Source organism: Sulfitobacter alexandrii (genome assembly GCF_001886735.1).
GTDB lineage: Bacteria > Pseudomonadota > Alphaproteobacteria > Rhodobacterales > Rhodobacteraceae > Sulfitobacter > Sulfitobacter alexandrii.
The window spans coordinates 1232188-1245071 of sequence record NZ_CP018076.1; the positions used below are offsets into that span (position 1 = coordinate 1232188).

Consider the following 12884-nt stretch of genomic DNA (forward strand, 5'->3'; position numbering starts at 1 on the left):
CGGGCAGGGCGCGGGGCTTGCCAGACCGCGCAATCGGCCTATGCTGCCGGGGAATGTCCAAGGTGCTGCAGTGCAGAATAACCCCTATACCACACTAGTCACGGCCACCGCGCCCATCACCAACGAGACTCACGGGGGGCGGGCAAAATGCCTGCAGCGGCTGGTGCGGCTGAACCTGCCGGTCCCGCGCACCGTGGCCCTTTCTTTTGAAGCGGTACGCCATCTGGCCGACGCGCAGCTGCCCAACGTCGATGCGGTCGTGGGCGAATTCCCGCAGGATGCGATGCTGTGCGTCCGCCCGTCCAGTCAGGATCCCGACTGGGGCGGGCCGGGCGCGGTGCTGAACATCGGCATGAACGACGCCATGCACGAGGTGCTTTCGGCCTCGCTGGGGGAAGACGCGGCAGCGCGTCTCTACACCCGGTTCGTGCAGTCCTACGCGGTCAACGTGGCCCGGCTGGATCCCGACATGTTCGACGAGGTCAACGGCGATGGCAGCGCCGCGCTGGCCCAGTCCCTGCAGGCCTACGAGCAGGAGACGGAGGAAACCTTTCCGCAGGACCGCACGACCCAGCTTTCCGCGGTCCTGCGCTCGATGGCGCGGGCGTGGAACGGCACCTCGGCCCGTCTGCTGCGCCAGGCCAAGGGGCGCCGGCGGATGCCGGGCTGGGGCTGGTGGTGCAGGAAATGGCCTTTGGGGTCGGGTCCGGTCAATGCGGGTCCGGGGTGCTGCAACTGGTCAACAGCGACTCGGGCGCGCCGCAGATCACCGGGCGCTATCTCAGCCAGTCACAGGGCCGCGACGCGCTCGAAGGGGATGCGGCGGCGCTCTATCTCACCCGCGATCCCCGCGGCGACTCGCTCGAGGAACTGGTGCCGGACGCCTTTGCCGAGCTTACCGAACACGCCGCGCTGATGCGGCGAAAACTGCGCGAGGAGATGCAGGTCGAGTTCGTGATCGAGAACGGCCGCCTGCACATCCTCGACGGCGTGCGCGTGGCCCGGTCCTCGCGGGCGGCGGTACGGATCGCGGTGGCACTGGCCGATGACGGGATCATCCCACGCGAAGAGGCCCTGATGCGCGTGCAGCCGCGCACCCTCACGGAACTGCTGCACCGGCAGGTCGATCCGCGCACCAAGCGCGACGTGATCGGGCGCGGTATCGCCGCAAGCCCCGGCGCCGCCACCGGCAGGATCGTATTTACCGCGACAGAGGCCCAGGCCAGCGCGGCACGCGGCGAACCCTGCATCCTGATCCGCCGCGAAACATCGCCCGAGGACATTCGCGGCATGCATGCGGCCGCCGCGGTGCTGACCGAACGGGGCGGGATCACCAGTCACGCGGCGGTGATCGGTCGCGGGATCGGGCTGCCCTGCGTCGTGGGCGCGTCCAACATGCGCTTCAACCTGCGCAAGGGGCAGATCACCGCGCCGGATGGCCGGGTGTTTTCGACCGGCGACGAGATCACGGTCGACGGCACCAACGGACAGGTGCTGGCCGGGGCGGCGCAGATGCGCGAGGCGGCGCTGGACGAGACCTTCAACCGCCTGATGTCCTGGGCGGAGAGCGCCGCCGATATCGAGATCCGCGCCAACGCCGACACCCCGGCCGATGCGCAGACCGCGCGGAACTTCAACGCGCACGGCATCGGGCTGTGCCGGACCGAACACATGTTCTTCGATCCCGGCCGCCTCACCGTCATGCGCGAGATGATCTTTGCCGAAACCGGCGAGGACAGGCGCGCGGTTCTGGAACGGCTGCTGCCCATGCAGCGCGACGATTTCACCCAGCTTTTCCGCATCATGCAGGGGCAGCCGGTCTGCATCCGCCTGTTCGATCCGCCGCTGCACGAATTCCTGCCGTCGGACAAGGCGGGGCAGCGCGAACTGGCCGAAGCGCTGAACCTGCCGCTGTCGGACGTGACACGGCGCGTCGAGGGCCTGAGCGAATACAACCCGATGCTGGGCATGCGCGGCGTAAGGCTGGGTGTAGTGGTGCCGGAAATCTACGAGATGCAGGCCCGCGCGATCTTCGAGGCGACCATCGCCGCCAGCCGCGACGGCGAGCCTGTGGTCCCCGAGGTCATGATTCCCCTCGTCAGCGCCCGGCGGGAGGTGGAACTCATCAAGACGTCGGTGGATGCCATCGCCGCCGCCGTCCGCAACGAGACCGGCGTTCAGTTCACCTACCGGCTGGGGGTCATGGTCGAAACTCCGCGCGCGGCGCTGCGCGCGGGCGAGATCGCGCCGCATTGCGCCTTTCTCAGCTTTGGCACCAACGACCTCACACAGATGACCTATGGCCTGTCGCGCGACGACGCCGGCCGCTTCATGTCGAACTACGTCCAGCAGGGGGTCTTCCCCGAAGATCCGTTCCACGTGCTCGACACGGATGGGGTGGGGGAGCTGCTCAAGCTCGGCGCGGAACGGGGGCGTGCAACCCAGCCGGGCATCACCCTGTCCATCTGCGGAGAGCACGGCGGCAACCCCGAATCGATTGCCTTTTGCCGCGCTGCGGGATTCGACTACGTTTCCTGTTCGCCGTTTCGCGTTCCGGTTGCACGTCTGGCGGCGGCCCAGTTGGCGATCGCCCACAAGATCGGGTAGCAGGCGGGTCTTTGCCGGCTAGAACTGGCCGTTCAACATGTCGCACGGCCCCACGGGTTTACCTGCGCGCCGATCTTGGCTAGGCCCGCCCAAGCTGAAATAACATAATGGTGCGCAAAATGCGTCTGTTCCTCTCTGCCGCCAGCCTCGTGCTGTTGTCACTGATGACGGTTCTGCCCGTCGCGGCCCACGCCAATGCCTTCCAGGCCCAAGAACTCGCGCGGCTGGAAACCAACGGTCTGAAATCCGCCGGCGCGAAGCGGCTGAAGTCCTTCGTCTCCGCGCCGAAGGGGGCGCAGGGCGACGTGAAATTCTCGCAGGCCTGGCTCGATGCCCAGCCCAAGGCGACGGGTTCCGCCGAATGGCGCTGCCTGGCCGAGGCGCTGTACTTCGAAGCGCGGGGTGAAACCGTCAAGGGCCAGTTCGCCGTTGCCGAGGTCATCAAGAACCGCGTCAAGAGCGGACGTTTCCCCGGTTCCTTTTGCGGGGTCATCAACCAGGGCACGGGCAAGAAGTACCAGTGCCAGTTCACCTACACCTGCGATGGCCACAAGGAGGTCATTGCCGAGCCGATGGCCTTTGCTCGGGTCGCCAAGGTCGCCCAGTACACCATCGACGGCAAGGTGCCGCCGCTGACCGATGGGGCGACGCACTACCACACCACCGCCGTGCGTCCGCGCTGGAGCCAGGTCTACACCCGGACCACCCGCATCGGCGTGCACCTCTTCTATCGCCATACCTGGCGGTCGGCGTCGAACTGACGCCGCTTTCGGGCGCCAGTCCGACGGATTGCGGGCTGTCAAGGACGCGCCGAGCGGGTAGAGAGACCCCGAAACCTCCGCCCGCGATCTGCCCCCTTGCCGAAAGCCCGATCCATGTCCGATGAAGCCCGCCTTGCTTTTGCCCACCCCTCAGAGCGGGCGGAGGCCCTGGCCGGGCCGGACCCGCTGGACCGCATTTCACTGCGCGATCATATCGTCGAAGTCGAGATCGGGGCCTTTCAGGCCGAACGCGGGGTCACCCAGCGGGTCTGCTTCAACGTGGTCGTCGAAGTACAGCCCCTGACCGGGCCCGTGGACGACGACGTCGACCGTATCCTCAGCTATGACCGCGTGACGGAGGCCATTGCCGCCGAACTGGCGGTCGAGCGTCTGGCCCTGCTGGAAACGCTGGCCGAAAGGGTGGCCGAGCGGATCCTGCTGGAGCCTCAGGCGGTGCGCGCCTTCGTCCGGATCGAGAAGCTGGACCGCGGGCCCGGCGCGCTCGGGGTAGAGATCGTGCGCGCGCGCGGCGATGCCCCCGCCGCCGAGGTTTCGCCGGATGCCGCGCCGCATCCCGAACTCGTGTATTTCGGCAATGCCGCCATCGCCTCGCCGCATCTGCCGGGTTGGCTGGACCAGCTGGAAACGCTCGGTCGTCCGCTGATCCTCTGCGTCGGCGCACCGGACCGGACGGCCCCGCAGGTGCCGCACCGCATGGCGCAACGCCGGATCGACCTGCTCGCGATCGAACAGAACGCCTGGGTGCTGGCGGCGCGCGATCCCCGCTGCGTGGTGGTGGCCACCCGCACGGAGCTCGACTGGGCGATGCGCAACGGGCAGACCTGCGTCTGGGCCCCGTCCAAGATCGTGCTGGATTCGGTCGATTCGCCCTCCGTCCAGCCCCGCGACTCGGTCGCGTTGGCCGCATGGTTCGCCGCGACGTTCGATGCGCAGGAAATGCTGGTGATCGGTGCCGACCTGCCCGATGGCGCGGATGTGCCCCTGCAGGGCGTGGCCCTCGATCAGGCCCGGCTCTGATGCGCTACGTTCGCCCGCTGGTGCAGGTCGGCACCGTCCGTCCGGACGACGCCCATTCTCTCGCCGGGGGATGGGCCTGGTTCAACCAGGTCGAGGTCCTGTCCCGGCAGGAACCGCCCGCCATCCTCCCGGCGCGTGACGTGCCGGCCAGCCGGCTGGCGACCCTGACGGACCCGAGGCCGAACATCGGCGGTCTGAGCCTCGACCGGCCCCGCGTGATGGGTATCCTCAACGCCACGCCCGACAGTTTCTCCGACGGTGGCAAGCACGCCGCCGCGGCGGACGCCATCGCGGCGGGTCTGCGGATGCGCGAGGACGGCGCCGACATTCTGGATGTCGGCGGTGAATCCACCCGTCCGGGCGCGGTGACCGTCCCGGCCGGGGAGGAGACCCGCCGCGTGGTGCCGGTCATCGCGGGGCTGCGCGACAGCGGCGTGCTGATCTCGGCCGATACGCGCAAGGCCGATGTCGCGCGCGCGGCGCTCGACGCGGGCGCGGGGCTCATCAACGATGTGTCCGGCTTCAGCTACGACCCCGCGCTGCAGGGGGTCGCGGCCGAGGCAGGCGTCCCGGTCTGCGTGATGCACGCGCTCGGCGATCCCGCCACGATGCAGGACGACCCGCGCTACGACGACGTGCTGCTGGACGTCTACGATTACCTCGATGCGCGCATCGGCGCACTGGTCGCCGCGGGCATTCCGCGCGGGCGCATCATCGCCGATCCGGGCATCGGCTTCGGCAAGACCATCCAGCACAACCTTGCTTTGCTCTCAGGCCTGTCGCTGTTTCACGGATTGGGTGTCGCGATCCTGCTTGGTGCCTCACGCAAAGGTTTCATCGGGAAACTCGGGCGCGCACCCTTGGCGGAAAGCCGCGCAGGCGGGTCCATCGGCGTCGCCCTCGCGGGGGTGACGCAGGGTGTCCAGATGTTGCGGGTTCATGACGTGAGAGATACCGTACAGGCGATCACGCTCTGGCGTGCGGCTATTTCAGGACGGGCAGATGACTAAGCTTTTCGGCACCGACGGCGTGCGCGGCACCGCCAATATCCACCCGATGACCGCCGAGATGGCGCTGCGCATCGGCGCGGCCGTCGGCAGGTACTTCCGTCGCGAAGGCAAGGGCGTGCACCGCGTGGTGATCGGCAAGGACACCCGGCTGTCGGGCTACATGTTCGAGAACGCCCTGACGGCGGGGCTCACCAGTTCGGGCATGAACGTGCTGCTGCTGGGGCCGGTGCCGACACCGGCAGTCGGGTTGCTGACCCGGTCCATGCGCGCCGATCTCGGCGTGATGATTTCGGCCAGCCACAACCCCGCGCAGGACAACGGGATCAAGTTCTTCGGCCCTGACGGCTACAAGCTGTCGGACCAGGTAGAGGCCGAGATCGAGGCGCTGGTGGCCGATGGGGTCGAGATGGTCCAGGCCCCCGAGATCGGCCGGGCCAAGCGGATCGACGACAGCCGGTTCCGGTATATCGAACGGGTGAAATCCAGCTTTCCCCGCCAGATGCGGCTCGACGACCTGAAGGTCGTGATCGACTGTGCCAACGGCGCGGCGCACCACGTCGCACCCATGGCGCTTTGGGAACTGGGCGCGACGGTGGTGCCGATGGGCGTGTCGCCGAACGGGCACAACATCAATGAAAGCTGCGGGTCCACCCACCCCGAAGCGGCGGCGGAAGCGGTGGTGGCCCATGGGGCGGATGTCGGCATCTGCCTTGACGGTGACGCCGACCGGGTGATCCTGATCGACGAGAACGGCAACGTCGGCGACGGCGACCAGTTCATGGCGCTCATGGCGGCGCGGTGGGCGGCGGAGCAGCGGCTGGCCGGCGACGCGCTGGTCGCCACGGTGATGAGCAACCTCGGGCTCGAGCAGTTTCTGCAGGACCGCGGCCTGCGGCTCGAACGCACCGCCGTCGGCGACCGTTATGTCGTCGAACGGATGCGCGAGGGGGGCTACAACCTCGGCGGCGAACAGTCCGGTCACATCGTGATGACGGACCACGCCACCACCGGCGACGGCCTCATGGCCGGTCTGCAGTTCCTGGCGGAAATGGTCCGTGCGGACCGCCGCGCCTCGGAGCTGCTTCACCAGTTCGACCCGGTGCCGCAGTTGCTGAAGAACGTGCGCTTTGGCGCGGGGCAGACCCCGCTGGACATGCCGGATGTGCAGGCCGCGATCTCGCAGGCGGAGGCGGAACTGTCCGGAGGAGGCCGGTTGCTGATCCGCAAGTCGGGCACCGAACCTCTGGTGCGGGTGATGGCCGAACACGAGGACGCCGAGTTGATGGCCCGCGCGGTGGACAGCGTCGTCGCGGCGGTCTCGCAGTCGGTCGAGGCCTGAAGGCTCCGGGCCTCAGGGCCGGGCAAAGAGCCGCCGCAGGGCGCCGTACTGGCTGAGCGCCAGTCCCGCAAGGATCAGTGCCATGGCCTGCAGCAGGCTGGGCGGCAGCGGTTCGCCAAGCAGCGCGGCGCCCAGCAATACCGACCACAGGGGCACCTGGTAGTTCACCAGCGACATGAAGACGGGACCGGCGCTGCGCACCACCAGCACCCTCAGGAAGTTCGCCGCGGCGGTAGGCACGATGCCCAGAAACGCGATGACGCCCAGCATGTAGGCGCTGCCGATCGCGGGCGGCCAGCCGTCGACGGCCAGCGCAAGCGGCACCGACAGGCAGGTGCCGATGAGCAGCAGGACCGTGGCAAGGCCGATGGGGTCGACAGGCGGCAGGCGCCGCATCAGGATCGAGCTGAGGGCATAGCATGACGCCGCGCCCAAGCAGGCGAGCCGTCCCGCCGTCTCGAGCGTGCTGCCGGTATGCGCCAGTGCCTGACCGCCGATCAGCACGGCAACCCCGGCAAAACCGATCAGGAAACCTGCCAGCCGGCGCAGGGTCATCCGTTCGCCCGGCACAAGAAAATGCGCGAGCGGCAGCAGGATCAACGCGGTGGAGGCCATGCTGACCCCCGCATACCCCGAGGTCACATGCTGCTGACCCCAGGCGAGAAAGGCAAAGGGGACCGCACCGCTCAGCGCGCCCACGGACACAAGGGCAACGACCTGGGACCGGTCGGGCGCGGCATAAAACAGGGGGCGGCCCCGCAGGGTCCAGATCACCACCATCACCAGCGAGGCCAGCCCCACCCGCGCCGCCGCGACCCAGAAGGGGGGCAGGGCCGTCAGGGCGATTTCCGTCACCATGAAGGTGCCGCCCCAGATGATGCCGAGCGTGGCAATCATCAGCCAGCTTGTCGCGGTGATCCGGGGGGTGGTGTCCATGGCGCCAGATAGGCCGATGTCCCGATCCGTCACAACCCGAAACTGCGGGCGACCGTATTGACCATCGGCGAGAAAAGCTATGTTCCGCATTGCCCGCCGCGCGCGGGACCGGACAAGGAAGGTTTATGGATACCGAAGGCTTCATCGTTGTCGTGGGCATGGCGTTCGCCATTGTCGCCATTCTGTACTGGATGCAGGTCCGCAAGGACGGACGCCGCAACCGCAAGGACTGACAACCGGTCGCGTCGGGCAGCCGTGATAACCAGCGCGGGAACTTTCCGGTCGTTTCGCATGTTCGCTTCCGAAGGAGGAACTGAACATGGACTGGACGATACTGACCGGCCTATTGGCCTTCGTGACATTGGCCATCGTGGTGTATGTCGCCCTCAGAAGCAAACGCAGGGTGGACGACAGGCGTAAAACGCCCGAAGCCCCCAAATCCACCCTCGCGGCGGATGCACCTTCAAAGGGCAAACCGGCGGACGTCTGAGACGCCGCCCCGCGCAACGAAAAGGCCCGGTCCTGCGACCGGGCCTTCCTGTATCGGATCGGGCCGTCTGGCCGATCAGTTCTTGGCCTTGTCCACCATCTTGCCGGCGGAAATCCACGGCATCATCTCGCGCAGCTTCTCGCCGACCTGTTCGATCTGATGCTCGTCGTTCAGGCGGCGCGTGCCCTTGAAGAAGGGCTGACCCACGGCGTTCTCCTGCATGAAGTCGCGCACGAACTTGCCGCTCTGGATGTCGGACAGAACCGCCTTCATCCGCGCCTTGGTCTCGTCGTAGGGCAGGATCCGCGGACCGGAGACGTATTCGCCGTATTCCGCCGTGTTCGAGATCGAGTAGTTCATGTTGGCGATGCCGCCTTCGTAGATCAGGTCGACGATCAGCTTCACTTCGTGCAGACACTCGAAATAGGCCATCTCGGGCGCGTAACCCGCCTCGACCAGTGTCTCGAAACCCATGCGGATCAGTTCGACCAGCCCGCCGCAGAGAACCGCCTGCTCGCCGAAGAGGTCGGTCTCGCATTCCTCGCGGAAGTTCGTCTCGATGATGCCCGAACGGCCCCCGCCGATGGCGGAGCAGTAGGAGAGGCCGATTTCCAGCGCCTTGCCCGACGCGTCCTTGTCCACCGCCACGAGGCAGGGCACGCCGCCGCCCTTGACGTATTCGCCGCGCACGGTGTGGCCGGGGCCCTTGGGTGCCATCATGATGACATCGACGCCTTCCTTCGGCTCGATCAGGCCGAAGTGGACGTTCAGACCGTGGGCAAAGGCGATCGCGGCGCCCTCGCGGATGTTGTCATGGACGTATTTCTTGTAGGTTTCCGCCTGCAGTTCGTCGGGCATCGTGAACATGATCAGGTCGGCCCAGGCCGCGGCCTCGGCGATGCCCATGACCTTCAGGCCTTCACCTTCGGCCTTCTTGGCCGAGGGCGAGCCTTCGCGCAGGGCGACCACGAGATTCTTGGCGCCGGAATCGCGCAGGTTCAGCGCATGGGCGTGGCCCTGGGAGCCGTAGCCGAGAATGGCGACCTTCTTGTCCTTGATCAGGTTCACGTCGCAGTCACGGTCATAGTAAACGCGCATATCGGATGTCCTCTGGTTGGTGTGTTCCGTTGCGCACCATAGGGAAGTTCGCGCTGGCCGCCATTGATGTTCTGTGTGTATTTGGGAAACAATGAAAAATGTCATTCGCCAAAATGGAGAAACTCGGAAAAATCATGCTTGATGACCTGGACCGGCGCCTGTTGCGCTACTGGCAGGCGGAGCCGACGCTCGGCCCCGTCGACCTCGGGGAACGCTGCGGCATCACCGCCGGCAAGGCGGCGCGCCGCATCGCGCGGCTCGAGGAAGCGGACGTGCTGCGCGGGGTGGGCGCGGTGATCAACTGGGCCGCGCTGGGATACGCGGTCGAGGTATCGCTGCGGGTTACGCTGGACAAGACGCAGGGGAACGCCTTTGACCGGTTCCTCGCGGAGGCCCGGCAGGTGCCCGAGGTGATCGAGGTGCAGACGTTTCTCGGCCGGGTCGACGCGCGGCTGTCGATCATCGCCCGCGACATGGCGCACTACCAGCACATCTACCGGAGCCGGATCCTCACGCTGCCGCACATCGCGGATATCGAGGCGCTGATGCACGTGGCCCGGATCAAGCGCGAGGCGGCGCTGCCGCTGTGACCGATCTCGACGACATCGACCGCAAGCTCATCCGCGCGCTGGCCCGCGATGCGCGCCAGTCGGCAAGCGCGCTCGGTAAACGCTTCGGGCTGTCGCAGCCCGCGACATGGCGGCGGATCCGCCGACTGGAAGAGGCGGGCATCATCCGCGAGCGCCACTTGCGTCTGAACGCCGAGGCGCTGGGTTTCGGCGTGACCGTCTTCCTCGGCATCAAGCTGGCGACCAAAGGGCGCGTCTCGCTCGAGGATTTCGAGCGCGCGGTGGTGGCCATTCCCGAAGTCCAGACGGTGGAGCACGTGCTGGGCATGTACGACTACCGCCTGCGGGTTGTCGCCCGCGACCTGCCGGATTTCGAACGTGTCCTGCGGCGGCGCATCATGACGCTGCCCGGCGCGGGAGAGGTGGAAGCGAACGTGCTGCTGAGCGAGGAGCGGTTGCCGGGCCCCCTCTGATCCGCGCGGACCCCGGCGACCCTGACTTTATTTCCGGCCGTCCGCCGGATGGCTTTGCCAAGGCGGGCGCAAAGGATTAGCAGTCGTACCAAACAGGAGAATGACATGGCGCTGCTCAACACGATCGACCCGGAGGGTCTTGAAGAATTTTCCGTGGTCTTCACCGACCGCTCGCTCAACCACATGTCCGCCGCGTTCCAGCAGGTGATGCGCGACATTTCCGCCGTGCTCCGCGAGGTCTACCAGGCCGACGCCGTGGCCGTGGTGCCCGGTGGCGGAACCTTCGGGATGGAGGCCGTGGCCCGCCAGTTCGCGCGCGGTGCCGATGTGCTGGTGGTCCGCAACGGCTGGTTCTCCTACCGCTGGTCGCAGATCATCGAGAACGGCGACCTGACCGGCGCGGTGACGGTGATGAAGGCCCGGCCGCAGGGCAATGCCCCGGCGAGCCCCTACGCGCCCGCCCCGATCGAGGATGTCGTGCAGGCCATTCGCGATCAACGGCCGCAGGTGGTTTTCGCGCCGCACGTGGAAACCTCCGCCGGGGTGATCCTGCCGGATGATTATATCGCGCAGATGGCCGCCGCCGCGCAGGAGGTGGACGCGCTCATGGTGCTCGACTGCATCGCCTCGGGCTGTGCCTGGATCGACATGCGCGCCCTGGGGGTCGACGTGCTGATCTCGGCGCCGCAGAAAGGCTGGTCGGCGTCGCCCTGCGCGGGGCTGGTGATGATGTCCGAGCGCGCCGAGGCCCGGCTGGCCGAAACCACGTCGGACAGTTTCGCCATCGATCTGGCAAAGTGGCGCGCGATCATGAAGGCCTACGAGGACGGCGGCCATGCCTACCACGCGACGATGCCAACCGACGCGCTGCGCGGCTTCCGCGACACCATCCTTGAAACCCGCGAGCATGGCTTCGCTCGCCTGAAGGAGGCCCAGTGGCGACTGGGAGACGGTGTGCGCGCCCTGTTGCGCGACAGGGGCGTCGTTTCCGTCGCCGCCGACGGGTTCGGCGCGCCGGGCGTCGTCGTCAGCTATACCGACGACCCCGAAATCCAGTCGGGCCGCGCCTTTGCCGCCGAGGGGATGCAGATCGCGGCGGGCGTGCCGCTTCAGGTCGGCGAACCCGAGGGATTCAGCACCTTCCGGCTGGGGCTGTTCGGTCTCGACAAGCTGTACGATGTGGACGGCACGCTTGCGCGGCTCAAGGCAGTGGTGGACAAGGTTCTGTAATCCCCTGACGGGAGCGCGATCCGACAGGTCGGGTTGGAGTATTTATGGCATAAAGAAGCGAGGCCAAGTCCTTCTTTATGCTGCAAATACTCAAACCTGACAGGGCCACCGGCGCGAGGATGAAGACGTCTTACCGGACCCCCAAACCCATCTGCATGAGCATCTTTCGCACCGGCGCAAGGCTGTAGAGCGCGTCCAACCCGGCGGCGCGGGCGTCGCGGGCCACCGGCGTGCTGGCCTGGCTGGCGCGGTTCAGCAGGTCGATGCCCGTGATCCGCAGCCGGATGTCGCCATGGCGCGCCTTGTGATAGGCGTCCAGCATCTCGGCATCGCCCAGCCCGTCCGGCCGGGCCTGCGCGAGCTCCAGCAGGGTTGCGATATCCGTCAGTGACATGTTCAGCCCCTGCGCGCCGATGGGGGGCAGCACATGCGCGGCCTCGGCGATCAGGGCCAGCCGTTCCCCGTTCAGCCGGGCGGCCTGCTGGCTGATGATGGGCCACAGGTTGCGCGGCGTGACGAGGGTCAGCGGCCCGAACAGGTGGCAGGAGCGCTCGGACATCTCGCGCTCGAACTCAGGCACCGGCATCGTGGACCGGGCAAGCTGCGCACGCCCGTCATCCATCCAGACGATCGCCGAACACGGCAATCCTTCGTGGTCGGGCAGGGGCACCAGCGTGAAGGGACCGCCGGTGCGATGAATCTCGGTCGACACGTTGTCGTGCGGGATCGGGTGGGTCACTGCAAAGGCAAGGGCCTTTTGTCCGTAGCGGCGTGTCGTGACGGGAATGCCGGCCGCGGTGCGCATCGGGCTGTCGCGTCCATCGGCGGCGATCACCAGCCGCGCGCTGATCCGGCTGCCGTCGGTCAGGGTCACGCGCGCCTCCGCCAGTCGGGTAAACAGCGATGTCGTCCCGGTGCCGGGGCGGAAATCGACCCTGTCCAGTGCGTCAAGCCGGCCCACCAGTTCGCGCCGCAGCAGCCAGTTGGAAAAGTTCCAGCCAAAGGGCGCGTCCGAGATGTCGGCGGCGTTGAACTCCCGCGTGACGCGCGGTTCCGGCTCCGCCCCGCCGGCATCGACGATCCGCATGATCTGCAGCGGTGCTGCCTGGGGGGCCAGCGCCTCCCAGACGCCCGCGTTCTCCAGCATTCGGCGGGCGGGTTGCAGCATGGCGGTGGTCCGCATGTCCGCACCTTCCGCATCGCGCGCCGTCACCGGCGGGGCAGGGTCCACGCAGATCACGTCGAAGCCCGCGGTGCCAAATGCGGCCGCAGCCGTGAGCCCGGCAATGCCGCCGCCCGAAATCAGGATGTCGCAGTCATATGTCATGACCGC

General features: G+C 67.3%; 11 protein-coding genes and 1 pseudogene. 9 read left to right on the plus strand and 3 right to left on the minus strand.

Going from position 1 to position 12884, the window contains the following annotated elements:
• The first annotated feature begins 40 nt into the window (after nucleotides 1-40).
• From BOO69_RS06015 to glmM, 5 genes and pseudogenes are all read left to right on the plus strand, one after another.
• Nucleotides 41-2607 (plus strand): annotated as a pseudogene (locus BOO69_RS06015) (putative PEP-binding protein).
• Between the two features lie 119 nt (nucleotides 2608-2726).
• Nucleotides 2727-3368 (plus strand): cell wall hydrolase, encoded by a 642-nt coding sequence (locus tag BOO69_RS06020; protein ID WP_071973670.1) that lies wholly within the window; start codon nucleotides 2727-2729, stop codon nucleotides 3366-3368.
• Nucleotides 3369-3482: 114 nt separating this feature from the next.
• Complete coding sequence (locus BOO69_RS06025) at nucleotides 3483-4406, plus strand: dihydroneopterin aldolase (RefSeq protein ID WP_071971210.1); 924 nt, start codon at nucleotides 3483-3485, stop codon at nucleotides 4404-4406.
• Complete coding sequence (gene folP / locus BOO69_RS06030) at nucleotides 4406-5416, plus strand: dihydropteroate synthase (protein ID WP_071971212.1); 1011 nt, start codon at nucleotides 4406-4408, stop codon at nucleotides 5414-5416. The genes BOO69_RS06025 and folP overlap by 1 nt, the downstream gene beginning before the upstream one ends.
• The gene (gene glmM / locus BOO69_RS06035; protein WP_071971214.1) at nucleotides 5409-6755 is read left to right on the plus strand and encodes a phosphoglucosamine mutase; all 1347 of its coding nucleotides are present in this window, start codon (nucleotides 5409-5411) and stop codon (nucleotides 6753-6755) included. The genes folP and glmM overlap by 8 nt, the downstream gene beginning before the upstream one ends.
• Before the next feature lie 12 nt (nucleotides 6756-6767).
• Here glmM and BOO69_RS06040 read toward each other — a convergent pair whose 3' ends face one another.
• Complete coding sequence (locus tag BOO69_RS06040; protein WP_071971215.1) at nucleotides 6768-7691, minus strand: DMT family transporter; 924 nt, start codon at nucleotides 7689-7691, stop codon at nucleotides 6768-6770.
• 319 nt (nucleotides 7692-8010) lie between these two features.
• On the opposite strand from BOO69_RS06040, the gene BOO69_RS23210 reads away from it, so the two are divergent.
• Complete coding sequence (locus BOO69_RS23210) at nucleotides 8011-8181, plus strand: hypothetical protein (protein WP_172839502.1); 171 nt, start codon at nucleotides 8011-8013, stop codon at nucleotides 8179-8181.
• A 75-nt stretch (nucleotides 8182-8256) separates the two neighbouring features.
• Here the strand turns inward: BOO69_RS23210 and ilvC are convergent, their stop codons facing one another.
• Nucleotides 8257-9384, minus strand: coding sequence for a ketol-acid reductoisomerase (ilvC, locus tag BOO69_RS06045; RefSeq protein WP_257786728.1), 1128 nt, complete (start codon nucleotides 9382-9384; stop codon nucleotides 8257-8259).
• Nucleotides 9385-9413: 29 nt separating this feature from the next.
• Between ilvC and BOO69_RS06050 the strand changes: the two genes are divergently transcribed.
• From BOO69_RS06050 to BOO69_RS06060, 3 genes are all read left to right on the plus strand, one after another.
• Nucleotides 9414-9869, plus strand: a complete 456-nt coding sequence (locus BOO69_RS06050; protein WP_071973671.1) for an Lrp/AsnC family transcriptional regulator — start codon at nucleotides 9414-9416, stop codon at nucleotides 9867-9869.
• Entirely contained in the window at nucleotides 9866-10321 is a 456-nt protein-coding gene (locus BOO69_RS06055) for an Lrp/AsnC family transcriptional regulator (protein WP_071971219.1), read from the plus strand. Before BOO69_RS06050 ends, BOO69_RS06055 begins: the two co-directional genes overlap by 4 nt.
• Before the next feature lie 105 nt (nucleotides 10322-10426).
• Nucleotides 10427-11551, plus strand: coding sequence for an aminotransferase class V-fold PLP-dependent enzyme (locus BOO69_RS06060; protein WP_071971221.1), 1125 nt, complete (start codon nucleotides 10427-10429; stop codon nucleotides 11549-11551).
• Nucleotides 11552-11681: 130 nt separating this feature from the next.
• On the opposite strand, the gene BOO69_RS06065 is transcribed toward BOO69_RS06060, so the two are convergent.
• The gene (locus BOO69_RS06065) at nucleotides 11682-12878 is read right to left on the minus strand and encodes a UbiH/UbiF family hydroxylase (RefSeq protein WP_071971223.1); all 1197 of its coding nucleotides are present in this window, start codon (nucleotides 12876-12878) and stop codon (nucleotides 11682-11684) included.
• Between the last annotated feature and the right edge of the window lie 6 nt (nucleotides 12879-12884).